The organism is Marinococcus sp. LNHM4E3-1 (assembly GCF_056034405.1).
On record NZ_JBQLID010000003.1, the window covers coordinates 262,472 to 281,449 of the forward strand.

Sequence of the window (18,978 nt, forward strand, 5' to 3'; positions counted from 1 at the left end):
TTGAAATACGCGTAAGGGAAAGGAAGACAAGAAAAGAACTCAAAAGGGAGAGGATGAAATGAAGGATAAAAAATTCAGCAGAATTTCTTTAACGTCTTCTCTGGGAGGTCTCGGACTGATTGCTGTATCGATTATTGTTTCAGCGGTATTTTCCCTTCCCGACAACAGTCCCTTTGTACCGTTATTCGGTTCGCTGCTGACGATCGGCATTCTGCTGCTTGCGCTCAGTGCATTTATGAGCATGATTGCTTTTTCGCGCCGTGAGCCGGGATGGATGAAGCTGAGCGGCTGGATTGTTATGGCGGTGCTTCTGCTCTGGTTTATGGTCAGTCCGGCACTTACCGGGGTGGTATAAGCCTTCGGAAAAACGCTGGTTGCGCGCAGTACTGGTTCATGGTGTAATGTAGAAAAAGATGCAGAGGACGGATGTTTTATGAGTACACCAGATTTTCGGGCCCGCTCGCCGTGGGCCTCATTAACGGATGTAGACAAAGTACACGTTTCCCCGGTTTCGCCAGGGTCGATCCAGACCTCTTTAACAGTGCCTGGGAGTAAAAGCTTTACGAATCGGGCACTGATCATGGCCGCGCTGGCAGAAGGCACGTCCACCCTTTCAGGCATTTTAAAAAGCGATGATTCGTACTGGTGTCTTGGTGCGCTCCGGGCGCTTGGCGTGAAGTCCGAAGTGGAGGGCGATACGGTTACGATTCATGGATGCGGAGGCCGGTGGCCGGAGGAGGACGCAGAGCTTTACATAGGCGCTGCCGGTACTACGGCCCGTTTCCTCCCGGGCCCGCTTGCAGCAGCGGGGAGCGGGGTTTACAAGGTGGAAGCGAGCAAACGAATGAGTGAACGTCCGGTGGAGCCGTTAATGGAAGCCCTGGAAACGCTCGGGGCCGACGTTCATTACATAGATAAAAAGGGGTTTTATCCGCTTGAAATTCATGCGGGCGGGCTCCCTGGGAAAGAAGTGACCATTTCCGGCAAATTATCGAGCCAGTTTATCAGCGGCCTGCTGCTCACGGGTGCCTATACAGAGGAAGGCCTGCGTATCCGGATTCCGGATTACATTGTGCAGCACGCCTATGTACACATTACGCTTGATTTAATGAATCAGTTCGGGGTACCGGTCACGTACAACGAGGATTTAACCGATATGCAGGTGCCGGCAAAAAGCTTTCAGGGCCGGAGCATGGCGCTTGAAGCAGATGCGTCGACGGCCAGTTACTTTATGGCCCTTGCGGCACTAACGGCCGGAACGGTCCGCATTAATAATTTAACAATGGACACCAACCAGCCGGATATAGGAATGGTGGATGTGTTTGAAAAAATGGGCTGCCGTGTGGAAAAAGGTGACACCTACATTGAAGTCACAGGTCCCGAACAGCTTTCGGGAGGATTTGAGCTCAGTATGAAGGAAATGTCCGATCAGACGCTGACCGTTGCTGCCCTGGCCCCGTTTGCCGATGCACCGATTACGATCCGGGACGTAGAGCATATTCGTCATCACGAATCAGACCGCATTCACGCAGCGTGTACAGAGCTCCAGAAAATGGGCATCCGGGTGGATGAATACTCGGACGGGCTGAAAGTATATCCGGGGACGCCGATCGGCGTGTCGCTTCACTCATACGATGATCACCGGGTGGCTATGGCCCTTTCGCTGATTGGAGCAAAGGTGCCCGGAATTCATATTGAAGACCCGGGGTGCGTGTCGAAAACGTGTCCGACCTTCTACGATTTGTTTGAAGCAGCCGGTGTACCGGTGAAATTTTCATAAAAAAGAAGCCCTCTCCATTTTTAGGAGGGGGCTTTTGTGCAGAAATTATGATGCGGCAAGCTCCCGGCATGCTTTTTCACAGCGGTAGCAGGCATCTGCGCAATCTTTGCAGTGCTGATGGTCATGCTTGGCACATTCATCTCCGCATGCTTTGCAGGCCTCTGCACACAGCTGAGCGGTCTCTTTCATCAATGGACTGTTGGACTGTATTGCTTTAGCTGTCAGAGCACAAATGTCTGCGCATTCACGGTCGAGACGTATACATTCGGCCATCATTTTCACGTCGTCTTCCTGGAGGCAGTCGTTAAAGCACTGATTGCACTGCTTCATACATTCGATGCATGCTTCGAGGCATTCCTTCTGTGTAGCGTTCATATTTATCACCCTTTCTAATATTAGATACTGGTATAGGGGTTCCCGGAAGGGGTATTTATTCAAACGTAAAATATGGGGAAGCCTGCCTGCTTCCCCTGCTGCTTTGCATCATTATTTATAGGGGTGCTGCTGGTAAAAGAAATTCGGCGTGTGCATGATATTGCGGTAGGAGCTGTGGAAAATATGAGTAGCGGCCGGCGATACCGGCGGGATTAGCCACGTCCAGTCTCCGGTTACTTCCCGGCCTGCTTTTTGTTCCTGCTGCTCAAACCGTCTGAACTGCGAGGCGGCCGTGTGATGATCCACCATGCTGACGCCTGCTTTTTTATATGAATGAAGCACGGCGCGGTTCAGCTCCACAAGCGCCCGGTCCTTCCATAAGCTTCCCGCGTACGTCCGGTCGATGCCGAGTACGTCTGCAACCCGTGGCAGCATATCGTAGCGGTCCCCGTCTGCGAGGTTACGGGCACCGATTTCCGTTTCCATGTACCAGCCGTTAAACGGCGCGGCCGTATACGTGATGCCGCCGATCTCCATTTTCATGTCCGAAACAATTGGGACAGCATACCATTTTAAACCGAGAGTAGAGAAAGCATCGCTATCCGGATGGCTAATCGGAACCTCGAGTACTTCTTCGGCTCGGAGCGGAAACCACTGGGGGTCGCCTTCGTTTACCTGAACAACCAGAGGAAGAAGATCAAACGATGTTTCTTCGCCTTTCCATCCCAATGATTCACAGTATTTTGTAAAGGGTACAGACTGCGGGTCGCCAATGATTGTCCCGTCCCGCTCGTAGCCGGCGTAGCGGATCAGCTGGTAGTTCCATATGCGCATCCGCTCCTGCCCGTTTTTGACCGAAGGAAACACGGAGATAGTCGGAATGATTTTCCCGCCATTTTCTGCGTAACGGATATGGTGGCGGAGCGCTTCGGCTGCCTGCTCTTCGGTGCGCACGTACCGGCAGTCGAGAACCTGGAGGCTCTTCCAGAAAAATCTTCCGATGCAGCGGTTGCTGTTTCGCCAGGAGACCTTCGCTCCGAAGGATAGCTCCTCAAACGTGTGCTCGTAATGCCCGGAAGCTTCAATTTCCTGCTCTACATTATCCCAGCGGGCCTGAAAAATTTCTGATGACTGATCTGTTTCCCGGTAATATTGCTCTATAAATGTGTAAGCGTCCTGTTTTAATGCTTGTATATTAGTCATTATTTGTCTGCACCTCAGCTTTTGCCTTTTTTCCAGTATAAAGGTATTAGCTGCTATTATCGAAAAATCAATCCTGCAAAAGCTATTTCCCGGGAAATAAATAGATACAGCAGTAGATAAACGCACAAGTTGACACGGTCTTTAAGGAAGCGAATACTGGAAACGAAAGATTAAAGGAAGTGAGTTGATAGCAATGAAAGCAGTAATTACTACAGAAACCGGCGGGCCGGAGGTCCTGCAGATTCAGGATCGGCCTGCTCCCAAACCGGAGATGGATGAGGTGCTGATCAGGGTAAAAGCAGCAGCCGTGAACCGGACCGACATTTTAAACCGGGAGGGCAAGGCCGGGTATATCGAAAACCCGGTGCTCGGAATTGAAGTGGCAGGTGTAGTGGAAGAAGCAGGTACTGAGAACCCATTTTCCCCGGGCGACCGGGTGATGGGGCTTGTGAATGGCGGCGGCTACGCAGAATATGCCGTCATGCGGGCCGACCGGGTGATGCGGATACCCGAGGCGTTCACGTATGCCCAGGCAGCAGCCGTGCCGGAGGTATTCTTAACGGCCTACCAGACGCTTTACTGGATCGGGCACCTGAACCAGCATGAATCCGTCCTGATTCATGCCGGGGGGAGCGGTGTAGGCACGGCAGCCATTCAGCTCGCAAGCCAGCTTTCGTCGGCCCGTGTACTTACTACCGCCGGATCAGAAGAAAAACTGGAATTTATTCAAAAGCTCGGCGCAGAAGTACGCATCAACTATAAAGAGCAGAATTTTGAGGAAGAGGTGCTTGCGGCTACCGGTGATAAAGGTGTAAATGTGATTTTGGATTTTGTCGGGGCCTCCTACTGGGAACAGAACCTGAAAAGCATTCAAACCGATGGACGCTGGGTTTTAATTGGCGTGCTTGGCGGGGCGAATGTGCCGAATGTGAACCTGATGAAGCTGCTGATGAAGCGCGTGCAGCTGACCGGGACGCTGCTTACGCCGCGGAGCGACGAGTATAAAGCCGAGCTGAGCAGGGATTTTGTGAAGCACGCAATGCCGTATCTTGAAGACGGCTCCATCCGTCCTATCGTGGACACGGTGTTTTCATTTGAACAGATTGCAGATGCGCACCGCCACATGCAGGACAATAAAAACATCGGAAAAATCATATTGGAATGGTAGAAAAGAGCCTGGGTTCAGGCTCTTTTTTTATGGCTGCTCATTTCCACTGGAGCTCTGCCCCGCCGGTCCGGGTCACGTTCCGCCGCGAAGCGAGATCTTCGACGAGCTGCAGAAGCGCGTAGTCCTTCTGCTTTGCTTCAATCATGCCATCAATGGGCTCGCCGATCTGCTTTAAGGCCTGAAGAAAAGGAAGATTGAACTCCGGATCCACGTAGTCGGCATGGCTGCGGAAAGCCTCGGGTGATTTCGGCGAGGAAAGATGGATTTTTGGCCGGCTGCCGGTGTGGGCCCACGTATCGATAAACCGGGGCAGCAGCTCCTCCAAACGTTCCTCCTCAAAATGGTTGGCCTCGAAGTGATGATAATCAAACATCATTGGAATTTTTTCCTGTTCACAGACAGCGAGCACGTCGCCTGCTGTGTACGTTTTATCATCATTTTCCAGTGTCATCCGTGCCTTGATTTTTTCGGGCAACTGCTGAAGGTTTTTATGAAACCGTGCTACCGCCGCTTTTTTATCCCCGTAGGCTCCTCCGACATGCAGGTTGATCCATGCCCATTGTTCAAGTCCCATGGCTTCAAGCATATGGTAATGGTACTCCATGTCCTGCACGGCATTGGCGGTGACATTCGGCTTGTCGCTTGTAAATAACGTGAACTGGTTCGGATGAAAGCTCGGGCGGATATTGTGCTCCCGCACGAGTCTGCCGATTTCCCTGTATAAATCCGCAAAAGGCGTTATGTAATCCCAGGCGGCGTCGTCATGAGTGGCAAGCGGCGCAAGCGAGGAAGAAAAACGGTACAAAGGAATGTCGTGGGCGATATTGTAATGAAGCATGCGGATCGTGTGCTCCAGGTTCAAACGGGTGACCTCGTGCAGCTTATCCTCGCGGCTGCTCCGGTCCATTTTCCGCCAGCGCGTCAGTGTCATTGTTTTGCCCGGAGAAGCGTTCCAGAGAGCAAGAGCCTGGGATACGTATCCGAGTCGTAAAGTCATCATACATACTGCCTCCAATTTCAGATCTTTGTTATACATACCCAAAAAGCTGCGAACGTAGTCTTCAAGGGAAGTGGCAAAGAAAATAAAGCGTGACTTAATTGAACGAAAGTTGTAAAATAGTTTAAACGATAATAATAAAAAAGTTCAATTTAAGGGGGGTGCAGATGTGAATGAACTGGTGAAATTAGAGGGTGTATCAAAATATTTTGGAAAGCATGCGGCGCTTGAGCATGTGGATTTGATGATCCGTCAGGGAGAAACGGTAGGGTTTCTCGGTCCGAATGGCTCCGGGAAGTCTACTACGATCCGGGTGATGCTTGGTCTGCTGAAAAAAAGCGGCGGTGAAGTGAAGCTGTTTGGCAAAGATGCGTGGACTGAGGCTGTAGATATTCATAAACGGGTGGCTTATGTACCGGGTGATGTGAACGTCTGGCCGAATTTAACCGGCGGCCAGGTGATTGATGTTCTTGGGAAGCTGCACGGTGATTTTAATGAAGAGAAACGCCAGCAGTTGATTGAACGCTTTCAGCTCGATCCGCGGAAAAAAAGTAAAACGTATTCGAAGGGAAACCGGCAGAAGCTGGCACTCATTACGGCCTTCGCCTCGGAGGCGGATCTGTATATTTTTGACGAACCGACTTCGGGTCTGGATCCGTTAATGGCTTCTATTTTCCGGGAATGCGTGCGGGAGCTGCAGCAGGAAGGAAAGGCGGTACTTCTTTCGAGCCACATACTGGCAGAGGTGGAAGAACTGTGTGACCGGGTGAGCATCATCAAAGAAGGAAAAATTATTGAATCCGGAACGCTTGAGGAGCTTCGGCATTTAACCCGTATTTCCATTACGGCAGAAACGAAGCAGACGGTCGCTTCTTTAGCGGAACGAAGCGACGTCCACCAGTGGAAGGCAGACGAATCGAAGGTGCACTTTTATGTGGATGCAAAAGGACTGGCGCCGGTCATGCAGGAGCTTGCAGCAGCGGAGGTAGTTTCACTGGAATCCAGGCCGCCGACGCTCGAAGAAATTTTTCTTCGCCATTATGAATCGAAGGCAGGGGAAGCAGGATGAACACGTCCATGTTCACAGGAACGGGCAGGCTGTTTTGGGTAATGCTCCGGAAAGAAAAAGTGCGGCTGCCCATTTGGGTCGTTTCGATTTCGGTGCTGTTTCTGCTCAGTATTCTCAGCTTTCCGGAAACGTATCCGACGCAGGAAGACCGCCAGGGCCGCGCCCTGCTGCTGGAAAGTCCGGCACTCCGGGCAATGGCGGGTCCTGGGTACGGGCTTGAAAACTACACGTTCGGCGCGATGATTACGAATGAGATGTTTTTATACGTGGCGGTCGCTGCTGCGTTTATGAGTATCTTTATGATCGTCCGCAATACAAGGGCCGAAGAGGAAAGCGGATTATCGGAGCTTGTGAAAGCACGGGTTGTCGGCCGGGTTAGTATATCCACGGCTGCTTTTTTGCTGATGGTGCTCGCGAATCTTTTCGTTGCCATCATTATTATTGTCGGCATGCCTTATACGATAGAGGGGCTCAGCTGGGCAGGGGCCTTGGTCTTTGGACTCGGGGTCGCCGGTGTCGGGATCATGTTTGGCGCCATCAGCCTGTTTATGGCTCAGATGAGCGAAAGCGCCGGAGCGGCATCCGGCATCAGCTCTGCGCTGCTTGGCCTGGCATTTTTATTCCGGGCCGTCGGCGATGTGGCTGCTGTGGATGTGTGGCGGTGGCTGTCGCCGATTGGATGGGGCCAGGCGATGCGCGCCTTTGTGGATGAGCGCTGGTGGCCGCTCGGTCTGTTTGCCGGGAGTATTATACTACTTGCAGTGGCAGCCATTTATGTAGACTACCGCCGGGACGACGGGGCCGGGATGCTGCGGGTTCAGGGCGGGAAAGCCCGGGCTGGCAGCGGTTTGACTCACCTGCTTGGGCTGCAGAGCTTTTTATTTCGCTGGGTTTTTCTGAGCTGGGCAGCAGGCGCGGCCCTGTACGGTGTGGCGATGGGAGCCATCAGTGAAGAAGCTGCTGACTTTTTTGCGGATAATCCCATTGGTGAAGATTTTCTCGTACAGGCCGAAGGAGCCACGCTTGCAGAATCGTTATTTGCCACCTATATGGCGTTTCTGGCCATGCTGGCGGCTGGCTATGCGCTGCAGGTGATGACCAAAATGATCCGGGAGGAAAAGAGCGGCCGGGGAGAGATTCTGCTGGTTCAGTCTGTACCGCGTCCGCGGTGGATGCTTGATTATCTCCTGATTTCCTGCGTGGGAAGCTTCATGCTGCTTGTGATCAGCGGCATCGGCGCAGGGGCGCTTTACGGCTACTATACGGACAGCTCAGAGGGGGCCTGGAAGGTGTTTTTCTCTGCCATCGCACAGACGCCGGCTGTCTGGATATTTATTGGACTGGCTGCTTTATTAATGGGCCTGTGGCCCAGGGCGCTGTCACTCGTCTGGCTTGTGTATACAGCATTTACACTGATCGGGCTTATTGGGCCGCTGCTTCAGCTGCCGGACTGGGTAAGTGATATTTCACCATATGCGCAGATCCCGGGCGTGCCTGCAGAGGAATGGACAGGCTGGTCTACAGTCATTCTTCTGGCCGTATTTGCCGTTTTCGCCGCAGTCGGAATGTATACGATCAGAAAAAGAGACTTAATTCTTTAAAGTAAGGATAGAAATGGGGAAGCAGCAGTGGCGCACAATAAAAAACGGCGAACAACAAGAAAAAAGAAAGATCTGGTCGACACCGCGCACCGCCTGTTTCTGCAGGAAGGGATAAAAGCGGTCACCATCGAGCAGCTGTGCGCGGAAGCAAGCGCGAGCAAGGCCACATTTTATAAATACTTTACAGACAAAGAAGGCATTTTAAGCGAAATGCTCGACGGCGTGATGCAGGAGTCCAAAGACAAAATGGAAGAACTGATCGGGCAAAGCAGAAAGCATGGGATGACCGAAGAGATGCTTTTGAAGATATTTGATATGAAGGAATACGAATCCTTTTTTCAATCAAGCTTTCTCACGGAATTAATGCAGGATTATCCGCATGTACTGGCCGATTACAGCAGCCGTGGCGAAAAGATAGTCATGCCGGTGTTTCGGGAGCTGGTGGAGCTGGCAAAAGAGCAGGGGATTCTCCGGGAAAATATTAATATTGATTTTTTCATGTCGTATGCCATCTCGCTCCGGCAGATGGTGGCCTTCCGGATTCAGCAGGGGGAGGACGTCCCGGGGAGCATGACGCTTGAAGAATACCAGACGCATTTTTATGATTTGTTTTTGTACGGTATCGTTAAAAGATAAGCAGAAGGGCTGCCGGTTGCCGGCGGCTTTTTTGCGGCAGCTGGAATTTCCACTGGTAGGAGCATTACTTTTTCTGCTACAGTAAAAGTTAAAATAACCAGTTGTTTCAGAAATGATTGGATATGTATCACAAGGGGGCAGAAACGGTGAACATAGGAGAAACGCTGCAGCGACCGGTTTGGAAGGATGCGAGACTGCTTGCCGGAAAAGACGGGGACATCCGGGAGATCCGGCAGGTGAACATGATGGATGCGCCGGATATTGTTGATTATCTGCAGGAGGATGATTTGCTGATAACGACTGGCTATCATTATAAAGATCGTCCTGAGGAATTGAGTATACTCATCGAGCGGATGGACGCTGTAGGATGCGCCGGCATTGGGCTGAAAATCGAGCGTTTTCTCCAGGAGCTGCCGGAGAGCGTCATCGAAAAAGCAGACGAGCTGCAGTTTCCTATTATTGCCCTCCCGGAAGATATCGGTCTTGGAGCAATGGTCAATGATATGCTCAACGACATGCTTTCGGTACGGACAAGAGAGCTGCGCGAAGCGTTAAACATCCACCAGCGGCTGACCGATCATGTAATGCATGGAAAAGGCCTGACAGCACTCCTTGAAGAAGTATGCGAATACATCGGATTTCCGGTTCTGCTGCTGGATGCCTACGACCGTCCGATCTATGCAGGCAAAGGAATGGAAACAGCGCAGAGAGTAATTGAAGCGCACCGCAGGGCAAAACGGGATTTATTTTTAAGCGGAAGTACATACAGCAGCTTCTGCGTGTGGGAAACAGCGCAGACGTACACACTGTTTCCAGTACGGACGCATGAAACACGCAGCGGATGTCTTGTGATCGGCGGAGAAATTCCGATTTATGATAACGGACTTGTGCTGATTATCGACCAGGCTGTGAATGTTATCGGGTTCGAACGAATGAAACAGAGTGCCATCGCTCAATATGAACGGAGAGCCCGTGACGAATTTTTTCAAAATTACATTAACGGAGGCTATTCGTCCGATGAAGAAGCGCGAAACCGGGCGGAGGAAATGGGACTGCCAAACAACCGTAATTATGGCTGTGCCGTCGGTATGCTTGACCCCGAGCCCCGGCTTCCGGTCACCTATACCCAGCAGCAGCGGGAAATGGACCACATGTATGAATACATTGAAGGGGAATTGGGCAAATGGCGCTCCCCGGCCTGGTTTTTCAAAAAAGAGCGGCAGTGTATTATTTTGTGGGAGGAGGAGCAGCTGCATGCAGACACTGATGAAGCTTCAGTGGAAGCACTGCGGCAGCTGCAGGAGGGGATTCAACTGTTTTTTGACCGCTCGATATCCTTTGGCATCGGAAATGCGGCGAGGACGTTTCTTGACATCCCGGCGTCCTACAAAGAGGCGGAAAACACCTTGTACAACAGCCAGCTTACCGGAGAGCGCGGTTTTATACGCTCCTACTATACAAAGGACATCGCCCAGCTTCTCCGGCTGCTGCCCACCGAAGAGCTGGCCTCGTTCAGCCACTCGGTCCTGCAGGAATTAACGGAGGGGGGCCAGGAGGACCAGGGGCTTGTGCAGACGTTATCTGTCTACCTGGAGTCGCACTGCCATGTGGCTGATACGGCCAAACGGCTTTACATTCACCGCAATACGGTGCTCTACCGCCTGGAAAAATGTGAGGAGCGCTTAGGGGTTTCCCTGAAAAATCCCGAAACGACGATGCGGCTGCGCCTGGCACTGCGGGTGCAGAACGTCCTTTCCTCGGAATAATGTAAGATAATCTGCACAAAGCCATTCATTTCCTTAGCGATTATAGATACATTGACTAAAATATTTTGATAATTTTATATAGAACGTCTAATGAAACGAGTCCGGGCCTCCTATAAGATGGATAGTAAGGTAACAATAAAAGGAGGAACACCTAATCATGGCTAACGGAACCAACGGGCTTCGGACTTTTTCATTGGGACTTCAGCATGTACTTGCAATGTACGCCGGAGCGATACTCGTTCCGCTTATCGTAGGACGCGCACTGGAGCTTTCAGCAGAACAGCTGGCATACTTAGTGGCAATTGACCTGCTTTCCTGCGGCGTGGCAACCCTGCTGCAGCTGTGGAGAGGAAAACATATCGGCATCGGACTGCCTGTCATGCTCGGCGTATCATTTGTAGCAGTGACCCCGATGATCAGTATTGGCACCAATTACGGCATAACAGCTATTTACGGATCGATTCTTGTGGCTGGACTGTTTGTCGTTATCTTCGCCAGATTTTTTGGAAAATTACAAAAGGTGTTCCCGCCGATCGTGCGCGGCATTGTCGTAACGATTATCGGGCTTTCGCTTATTCCTACCGGTATCAGAAACATGGCGGGCGGAGAAGGAAGCGAAAACTTCGGCTCCCTTTTTAATCTGCTTTTATCAGTCAGCGTACTCGCCGTGATCATTCTTTTATTCCGGATGTTTACAGGGTTTATGAGATCGCTTGCTGTCTTAATCGGTATTGCCGGCGGCACGATAGCCGCAGCAGTGATGGGACAGGTCTCCTTTGGAGAAGTGATGGAAGCCTCATGGTTCCATTTTCCTCAGCCGCTGTACTTCGGGATGCCGACATTTGAAATTGGACCGATTATCACGATGATTATTGTGTGCAGTGTGATTGTCGTTGAAACGACCGGTGCCTACTACGCAGTCGCCCGTATTACGGAGCGTGAGCTAAACGAGGATGACCTGGTCCGGGGCTACCGTTCCGAAGGGCTTGCAGTCATTATCGGCGGCTTGTTCAACGCTTTTCCCTACAGTACATTTGCCCAGAATGTAGGTCTGCTGGAGCTTTCAAAGGTAAAAACGAGAAACGTTATTTTCTCTGCGGCTATGACACTGGTCGTCCTGGGGCTGATTCCAAAAGTTGCCGCCCTTGTGGTCATCATTCCAACGCCGGTGCTTGGCGGGGCGACGGTCGTCATGTTTGGAATGGTTGTCGTTGCAGGCCTGCAGATGCTCCGTGAGGTCGATTTTAATGATCAGTCGAACCAGCTGGTGGTTGCCTGCTCCGTGTCGCTTGCACTGGGCGCGACAGTAGTGCCCGAGCTGTTTTCAAGCCTTCCGGAAGGGCTTGCCATCATCTTTGGGGATGGCATTATCACTGGTAGTTTAGCCGCAATTTTCATCAATCTCCTATTTAATATACGGTGGAAGGGGGAACATGTATATAATGAAGAAAAACAAAGTAAAGCTTGAAGGAGGAGTAGTGTATGCTGACCATTGAACAAGTAAACCAATTATCCCGCAGGGAATTTATCGACACTTTCGGAGGGGTGTATGAAAATTCTCCGTGGGTGGCAGAGGCAGTTGAACCGGTGAGACCAATGGAATCTGTTGAAGACCTGCATCAGCGGATGGCAGGTGTAGTTATGACATCCGGGGAAGAGAACCGGCGCGCATTGATCCAGGCGCATCCTTCTCTCGGAGAAAAGAAACCGATGAGCGGGGCATCCACTGCCGAGCAGGAAGGCGCTGGCTTAACGGAAATGGAAGAGGAGCAGCAGGAAGAGCTGCGGATATGGAACGAGCGTTACCAGGACAAGTTTGGCATGCCGTTTATTATGGCTGTGAGAGGAAAGACGGCAGAGGATATTTTACAGGCAGTACAAACACGTATGGACCATACCCAGGAGGAGGAAGAACGCCAGGCTCTCCGGGAAATTCACCGCATAGCTTTTCTGCGGCTTGAGGCCATCATTGAAGAGGAGCAGACGGAAACGGTGACTGCATCAAACGAAAGTGTGGACAACACGGGCAGCAGTGCCCCGGCCGAAGAGCATGAATCTTCTGCAGCACTTGCGGCAGAGCCGGCCCGCATGTCGCAGACAGTGACAAGAACAGGCAGTAAAAAGCGGAGAACGATGAGCTACGGCAAAGGTGATGTGTTCGCCTACCGGACGTTTTCGATTCCGTTTACAGATATCACGCCCATACCGGAATCTCCGTATGAAGGCACAAATAACACAATTTTCGGTTTGAATGTCTCCGTTAACATTACCGGGGAAGCCTTTCTTCCGAGCTTTACAGAGGGCGACAACAGTATGGTGGTGGCGACGGACTCCATGAAAAACTTTATTCAGCGTCATCTTGGCAGCTATGAAGGCGCAACGGTGGAAGGGTTCCTCGCTTATGTCGGGGAAGCGTTTCTCGAAAAATATGATCATGTTGAAACCGTAGAAGTATACGCTGACCATCTTCCTTTTGAAAAAGTAAATGTAGACGATACGGGGTACAAAAGCGGTGTAGTGTTTAAAAAATCTCATAACGAAAAACCTGCAGCGATGGTTAAAGTAGGACGGACCTCGTTCGGGGCTCCGGAGATTATTGAGCAGGAGAGCTACGTAAAGGACGTCCAGCTCGTGAAAGTAGTGGACAATTCATTTGTCGGCTTTATCCGGGATGAATATACGACGCTGCCGGAGGACTCCAACCGCCCGCTGTTTATTTATTTAAATATCGGCTGGACATATGAAACGCCGCAGACTGCCTTCGGACAGAACGGGGAAGGCTACGTAGCTGCAGAGCAGGTGAAGGACATTGCAGCTGCTGTTTTCCATGAAACACAGACGGCCTCGATTCAGCAGCTGATCTATTATATCGGCCGCCGGGTGCTTGAGCGGTTCCCGCAGCTCCAGGAGGTCTCTTTCGAGTCGCAGAACCATACGTGGGATACTGTGGTCGAAGATATTCCGGGAAGCGACGGCAAAGTATACACAGAGCCGCGCCGTCCGTACGGCTTCCAGCGCTTTGCGGTACACCGCGAAGATCTGGATGATGAAGGGGAAGTATAAATGGGACTCACAACACATGTGCTTGATCTGGCTTCCGGCCATCCAGGCGAAGGTATAGCTTTAACGCTGTACCGTCTGGAGGGGAGCCGGAAAATTAAAGAAACAGAACGGATCACCAATGCAGATGGGCGGGTGGATGAACCGCTGCTGCAGGCAGATGATATTCAAACAGCTGCGTACGAGGTGGAATTTCAAACAGGGGAATATCTCCGGGAGAAGGGATGGGCAAAGGAGAAGCCGCATTTTCTGGAAACGGTGGCTCTCCGCGTCACGCTTTCGGCGGAAGAAACGTCCTATCACCTCCCGCTGCTGTTGTCCCCCTATGGCTATCAAACGTACCGGGGAAGCTGACTAAAAGCCAGGCAAAGGAGGGACCGTATGGCTGTTCATTCTTCAAACATAATTCAGGATCAAATTGATCAGCTGCTGGAGTGGCTAGCCGGCTTTGGAAAAACAGAAGACGGCGGTGTGACGAGGCTTTTATACGATGAATCGTGGCAGCAGGCCCAGGAAGCAGTAAAGGTGAAAATGGGGGCAATGGGTCTTGAAGCCCGGTATGATGCCGTCGGAAATGTATTCGGATGCCTTGAAGGGACAGAAAAAACAGATAAGGTCGTTATGACCGGCTCCCACATTGATTCCGTCGTAAACGGCGGCATATATGACGGCGCGTACGGCGTGGCTGCTGCAATGCTTGCCGTAGAAAGGCTGAAGCAGACTTACGGGCGGCCGAAGCAGAGCATTGAAATCGTATCGTTCTGTGAGGAGGAAGGAAGTCGTTTTCCAGTCACGTTCTGGGGCTCGGGCCATATTACCGGAAGGCTGTCTGAGGGTGAAACAGAGACCCTGAAGGATACAGAGGGTATCTCTATTGGCCAGGCAATGCGGGCATGTGAATTTGAAGCTGCGGCATCGCTTCCGCTCAGGCGTGAAGACATTGACTCCTTCATTGAGCTTCATGTAGAGCAGGGAGGCACACTGAAAAAAACGAATGCTTCTGTTGGAGTGGTTTCAGATATTGTCGGACAGCGCAGATATCACATTACGGTGGAGGGAGAAAGCAATCACGCCGGAACCACTCCCATGCCGGAGCGTAGGGATGCGGTGGTATTAGCCAGTGAACTGATTACAAATATTACCGCGATGGCGAGGCGGAAGGACGAAAGCATGGTGGCTACGGTGGGCAAAATGGAAATTACGCCAAACGTACCGAACGTCATCGCGTCTAAGGTTGTTTTCAGCCTGGATGTCCGTCATCACAGCAAAGCACTGCTCGAAGAATTCGAGCAGGAGCTCGAAAATCTGTACGCTGCGCAGGCTGAACAGTGCGACATGAGCGTTTCTTCAAATTGCTGGATGGAAGTAGAGCCGGTGCCAATGAGCAGAGACGTATATGAAACGATGTACAAAGCTGCTGAAAGCCTGCATATTTCATCGCAGCTGATGATCAGCGGAGCCGGGCACGACGCCCAGGTCATGGGCAGCTATTATCCGACTGCACTGTTGTTTGTGCCAAGCGAAGCCGGTGTGAGCCATTCCCCGAAGGAATATACCAAATCCAGCGATTTAGAGCAGGGAGTAAAAGTGCTTGAAGAAACACTGTTTCGTTTAGCGTATTAGAAAGGAGAGTAAATATGGGCTATCACCAGGAAATCCAGCCGCCGCTCCGCACGATCATGACACCGGGTCCGGTGGAGGCGGATCCCCGGGTGCTCCGTGCCATGAGCACGCCGGTAGTCGGACAGTTTGACCCAGCCTTTACGAGTATTATGAATGAAACGATGGAGCTTCTTCGCCGCATCTTTCAAACTGAAAATGAATGGGCCTTTCCGGTGGACGGTACCTCCCGTTCGGGTATTGAAGCGGTGCTTGCGAGTGCGATTCACCCGGGAGACCGGGTACTCGTGCCGATTTACGGTCGGTTTGGGTATCTTTTAACTGAGATCGCCGAACGGTACGGCGCAGAGATCCACACGCTCGAAAAGGAATGGGGCTCGGTCTTTTCCCCAGAAGAAGTCATCGAGGAAATGGACCGTGTGAAGCCGGATATTGTTGCGATGGTGCACGGCGAAACGTCGACCGGCTGCATTCAGCCGCTTAAAGAAATCGGACGCGCCTGCCGGGCACGCGGGATCTACATTGTAGTGGATGCGGTGGCTACAATTGGCGGTGTCCCGGTCAAAACAGATGAATGGTGTCTGGATGCGGTCATTGGCGGGACGCAGAAATGCTTCAGCGTTCCGTCCGGAATGGCTCCGCTTACGTACAATGAACGCCTCGAGCGCCGCTTTCAGGCGCGGAAAAAAGTGGAACGGGGGATTGCGACAGAGGCAGATAAGCAGCCGGAGGCACCGATGATTCGGAGTAATTACTTTGATCTCAGCCAGCTGCAGGACTACTGGGGCCCGCGGCGCCTGAATCATCATACCGAAGCGACGTCGATGGTTTATGCGCTTCATGAAGGCTCGAGACTGATCGTCAACGAAGGGCTCGAATCCCGCTTTGCCCGGCACCGCTACCACGAAGAAGCGCTGAAAGCCGGTTTAAAGGCAATGGGCCTGTCGCTGTTTGTTGAAGGCGAACAGAAGCTGCCGGTCGTCACCTGCATTAATGTCCCGGAGGGCATTGACGCAGATGAAGTCCGCAAAATGCTGCTTGAACAGTTCGGGATTGAAATCGCGTCGTCCTTCGGACCACTGCACAGCAAAATCTGGCGCATTGGCTCCATGGGCTACAGCTGCCGGAAGGAAAACGTGCTGGCTGTGCTCGGAGCGCTCGAATCAGTGCTTTTATACGCCGGGGCCCAGGTGAATCCCGGCACTGCCCAGCAGGCAGCCCTGTCCTTTTATATGCAGAAAAAAGATACAAAAGCTACGGCTGAAGTATAGGAGGACACATAAAAATGTATGATCTGCTGATTAAAAATGGAACCGTTGTCCGCCCAGCCGGTACAGAAGTAACTACGGTGGCAGTCTCAGACGGAAAAATAGCAGCCTTTGGCGTTTCTGATGAAACCAAAGCGCAAAGCGTAGTAGACGCTGATGGAATGCTCGTCATGCCGGGAGCGGTAGATGTTCACGTTCATTTCAGCGAGCCCGGCCGGGACTGGGAAGGCTTCGAAACAGGCTCCCGGATGCTTGCAGCGGGCGGCATCACTACATATATGGATATGCCGTTAAACGGTATTCCTTCTACGATCACGACGGAAAATGCCGAAGAAAAAGCAGCGCTTGGCCGGCAGAAATCCGTCCTGGACTTTGGGCTTTGGGGTGGCCTCGTGCCCGGGGGAGTAGAACATATTCCGGCTATGGCGGCGCGGGGCATACGTGTGTTCAAAGCCTTTATGTCGCCGAGCGGCAACCCGGAATTTGAACGGGCGGATGATGAAACGCTGTTCCGGGGGATGCAGGCAATTGCCGAACACGGAGGAATGCTCGGTCTTCATGCAGAAAGCGCACCGGTAGTGAATACGCTCAGCCGGCAGCTCGAGGAGCAGGGGCGCACGGAAGCGGATGATTATTTGGCTTCCAGGCCGGTGGAAGCAGAGCTCGAAGCGGTGCAGCGCGCCCTCGTTTTTGCGAAGCAGACAGGCTGTCCGCTGCACTTTGTACATATCAGCTCTGCTGAGGCGGTCCAGGTGATTCAGCGCGCAAAAGCAGCCGGACAGGATGTTACGCTCGAAACCTGCGCCCATTATCTGATGTTTGACCACGAAGCACTGCGAATGCGCGGAGCTGAAGCAAAATGCGCGCCGCCATTACGGGAGGCCCCGGTACAGCAGGAGCTTGTATCCAGATGGAAGCAGGGGGATATAGATATGGTGACCTCCGATCATTCACCGTGTCCGGAAGAGTTGAAAGAAGGCGGGCTGTGGCAGGCGTGGGGAGGTATTTCGAGCGGTCCATACACGCTGTTGAGTGTACTCGAGCTCACAGCGAAGCACGGCCTGCCATGGGAAAAAGCAGCAGCTTGCACTGCAGAGCATCCGGCGTACCGTTTTGGGCTGCATCAAAAGGGGAGCCTGGAAGAAGGGAAGGATGCAGACATCGTGCTGATCGACATCCACGAAGAAACGACAGTGACGCGCGAAACGATGCACATGCGTCATAAGCACAGTTTGTTTGAAGGGCATCGTTTTCCACACCGGATTCATTCAGTCTGGCAGCGGGGCACAGAAATTTATAACGGAAAAACTGATACATTTACAAATAGACAAGGAAGGTGGCTGCAGGAATAATGATCCGGCAGCCACTTTTTTCAGCGCAGAAGGCGGTTAATGAATTTACGTGCTGTACGGTTGGCAGAGCGGCGCGCGAGGCGTTTACCCAGAGATCCGTTTTTGGCTGCCTTTACATCACCAGTCACACGGTTCGCCTTTAAAATCGTACGTGCGATCTTTTGAAAAGCCATATGGACACTCCTTTCCGTGAACTTCTTGTTGTATAGTATATATCCTTATTTTCACAAAAATAAGCCTCCAAATGAATTTCATTTGAAGGCCTGGAGGCGTAAAAGGTTTATTTCAGCAGCCATTCGTGATCCGGATCATTATGGAACTTCCACTGGCGTACCGGCCCGGCCATGACATTTAAATAATAAGCCTGGTAGCCTGCAGGAGCTGCCACCGGATGGTAGCCTTTAGGTACCATCACGACATCGTTGCTGTTTACGACCATCGTTTCATCAAGATCTCTCGGATCGTCGTAAACGCGGTGAATCAAAAATCCGCCTTTCTCCGGATCCACTTTATGAAAGTACGTTTCTTCAAGGTAGGACTCGTGCGGAAGATTTTCGGTATCGTGCTTGTGCGGCGGATAGCTCGACCAGTTTCCTTCCGGTGTATACACCTCCACTACGAGCACGCTCTCGGCTTCTTCAGAATCCGGGAGGATATTATGCACTCTCCGGGACATGGAGCCGGAGCCGCGGTCTTCTGTTCCTACATCATCCGGACCGATCAGGCGGGCGTTGTACTTTCCGGTTGCCGGTGCCTTACAGACGGCGAGTTCAATATCTGTAGTCGCCTTGACCTCGAAGCGGTCTTTGGCCGGAACGTATACTGAATACGGCGGAATTTTTTCGAAAACACTCATGCGTTTGCCGAGGTTTTCAAAGGATTCATTGCTGGTCTGTATGTCTGCTTTGCCGCTTAACAGCACGAGGCATGCTTCGTTATCTTCGGTGTCAGCCTGAATGCTTTCGCCCTCCTGCACACGGTACACCTGGAAGCCGACATAACTCCATCCGGCGCTTTCCGGGGTAACATCGTGAATTTTTTGTGCGTTAATGTCTGGTTTTACAACTAAGTTTGGCATACATA

The 18,978-nt window shown here is 51.9% G+C and carries 18 protein-coding genes; 13 read left to right on the forward strand and 5 right to left on the reverse strand.

Annotated features, from left to right (window positions below; translation table 11 throughout):
* The first annotated feature begins 58 nt into the window (after nucleotides 1-58).
* Both ACTRXI_RS05015 and aroA read left to right on the forward strand, forming a co-directional pair.
* The gene (locus ACTRXI_RS05015; RefSeq protein WP_474261362.1) at nucleotides 59-355 is read left to right on the forward strand and encodes a hypothetical protein; all 297 of its coding nucleotides are present in this window, start codon (nucleotides 59-61) and stop codon (nucleotides 353-355) included.
* Between the two features lie 78 nt (nucleotides 356-433).
* Nucleotides 434-1,780, forward strand: coding sequence for a 3-phosphoshikimate 1-carboxyvinyltransferase (gene aroA / locus ACTRXI_RS05020; protein WP_474261363.1), 1,347 nt, complete (start codon nucleotides 434-436; stop codon nucleotides 1,778-1,780).
* Between the two features lie 45 nt (nucleotides 1,781-1,825).
* Here aroA and ACTRXI_RS05025 read toward each other — a convergent pair whose 3' ends face one another.
* Both ACTRXI_RS05025 and ACTRXI_RS05030 read right to left on the reverse strand, forming a co-directional pair.
* Complete coding sequence (locus ACTRXI_RS05025; RefSeq protein WP_474261364.1) at nucleotides 1,826-2,155, reverse strand: four-helix bundle copper-binding protein; 330 nt, start codon at nucleotides 2,153-2,155, stop codon at nucleotides 1,826-1,828.
* A gap of 111 nt (nucleotides 2,156-2,266) precedes the next feature.
* Entirely contained in the window at nucleotides 2,267-3,358 is a 1,092-nt protein-coding gene (locus ACTRXI_RS05030; protein ID WP_474261365.1) for a nitric oxide synthase oxygenase, read from the reverse strand.
* 193 nt (nucleotides 3,359-3,551) lie between these two features.
* Between ACTRXI_RS05030 and ACTRXI_RS05035 the strand changes: the two genes are divergently transcribed.
* On the forward strand, nucleotides 3,552-4,526 hold the full coding sequence (locus ACTRXI_RS05035; RefSeq protein ID WP_474261366.1) for an NAD(P)H-quinone oxidoreductase: 975 nt from the start codon (nucleotides 3,552-3,554) through the stop codon (nucleotides 4,524-4,526).
* A 37-nt stretch (nucleotides 4,527-4,563) separates the two neighbouring features.
* Here ACTRXI_RS05035 and uvsE read toward each other — a convergent pair whose 3' ends face one another.
* On the reverse strand, nucleotides 4,564-5,523 hold the full coding sequence (uvsE, locus tag ACTRXI_RS05040) for a UV DNA damage repair endonuclease UvsE (RefSeq protein ID WP_474261397.1): 960 nt from the start codon (nucleotides 5,521-5,523) through the stop codon (nucleotides 4,564-4,566).
* Nucleotides 5,524-5,692: 169 nt separating this feature from the next.
* On the opposite strand from uvsE, the gene ACTRXI_RS05045 reads away from it, so the two are divergent.
* The 10 genes from ACTRXI_RS05045 (at nucleotide 5,693) to allB (ending at nucleotide 17,895) form a co-directional block, all read left to right on the forward strand.
* A complete protein-coding gene (locus ACTRXI_RS05045; protein ID WP_474261367.1) occupies nucleotides 5,693-6,592 on the forward strand; it encodes an ABC transporter ATP-binding protein in 900 nt (299 codons plus the stop codon).
* Complete coding sequence (locus ACTRXI_RS05050) at nucleotides 6,589-8,193, forward strand: ABC transporter permease (RefSeq protein ID WP_474261368.1); 1,605 nt, start codon at nucleotides 6,589-6,591, stop codon at nucleotides 8,191-8,193. Before ACTRXI_RS05045 ends, ACTRXI_RS05050 begins: the two co-directional genes overlap by 4 nt.
* Nucleotides 8,194-8,220: 27 nt before the next feature.
* Nucleotides 8,221-8,829, forward strand: coding sequence for a TetR/AcrR family transcriptional regulator (locus ACTRXI_RS05055; protein WP_474261369.1), 609 nt, complete (start codon nucleotides 8,221-8,223; stop codon nucleotides 8,827-8,829).
* Nucleotides 8,830-8,975: 146 nt separating this feature from the next.
* On the forward strand, nucleotides 8,976-10,595 hold the full coding sequence (locus tag ACTRXI_RS05060; RefSeq protein ID WP_474261370.1) for a PucR family transcriptional regulator: 1,620 nt from the start codon (nucleotides 8,976-8,978) through the stop codon (nucleotides 10,593-10,595).
* 157 nt (nucleotides 10,596-10,752) lie between these two features.
* Nucleotides 10,753-12,063: a nucleobase:cation symporter-2 family protein gene (locus ACTRXI_RS05065; RefSeq protein ID WP_474261371.1), complete on the forward strand. Its 1,311-nt coding sequence runs from the start codon at nucleotides 10,753-10,755 to the stop codon at nucleotides 12,061-12,063.
* 14 nt (nucleotides 12,064-12,077) lie between these two features.
* Nucleotides 12,078-13,658: a factor-independent urate hydroxylase gene (gene pucL / locus ACTRXI_RS05070; protein WP_474261372.1), complete on the forward strand. Its 1,581-nt coding sequence runs from the start codon at nucleotides 12,078-12,080 to the stop codon at nucleotides 13,656-13,658.
* Nucleotides 13,659-14,009: a hydroxyisourate hydrolase gene (gene uraH, locus ACTRXI_RS05075; RefSeq protein ID WP_474261373.1), complete on the forward strand. Its 351-nt coding sequence runs from the start codon at nucleotides 13,659-13,661 to the stop codon at nucleotides 14,007-14,009.
* A gap of 27 nt (nucleotides 14,010-14,036) precedes the next feature.
* Nucleotides 14,037-15,278: an allantoate deiminase gene (gene allC, locus ACTRXI_RS05080; RefSeq protein ID WP_474261374.1), complete on the forward strand. Its 1,242-nt coding sequence runs from the start codon at nucleotides 14,037-14,039 to the stop codon at nucleotides 15,276-15,278.
* A gap of 14 nt (nucleotides 15,279-15,292) precedes the next feature.
* Complete coding sequence (locus ACTRXI_RS05085) at nucleotides 15,293-16,546, forward strand: pyridoxal-phosphate-dependent aminotransferase family protein (RefSeq protein WP_474261375.1); 1,254 nt, start codon at nucleotides 15,293-15,295, stop codon at nucleotides 16,544-16,546.
* A 14-nt stretch (nucleotides 16,547-16,560) separates the two neighbouring features.
* Nucleotides 16,561-17,895 (forward strand): allantoinase AllB, encoded by a 1,335-nt coding sequence (gene allB / locus ACTRXI_RS05090; protein ID WP_474261376.1) that lies wholly within the window; start codon nucleotides 16,561-16,563, stop codon nucleotides 17,893-17,895.
* A gap of 20 nt (nucleotides 17,896-17,915) precedes the next feature.
* Here the strand turns inward: allB and ACTRXI_RS05095 are convergent, their stop codons facing one another.
* Both ACTRXI_RS05095 and iolB read right to left on the reverse strand, forming a co-directional pair.
* On the reverse strand, nucleotides 17,916-18,068 hold the full coding sequence (locus ACTRXI_RS05095; protein WP_474261377.1) for a hypothetical protein: 153 nt from the start codon (nucleotides 18,066-18,068) through the stop codon (nucleotides 17,916-17,918).
* Nucleotides 18,069-18,175: 107 nt separating this feature from the next.
* A complete protein-coding gene (iolB, locus tag ACTRXI_RS05100; RefSeq protein WP_474261378.1) occupies nucleotides 18,176-18,973 on the reverse strand; it encodes a 5-deoxy-glucuronate isomerase in 798 nt (265 codons plus the stop codon).
* Between the last annotated feature and the right edge of the window lie 5 nt (nucleotides 18,974-18,978).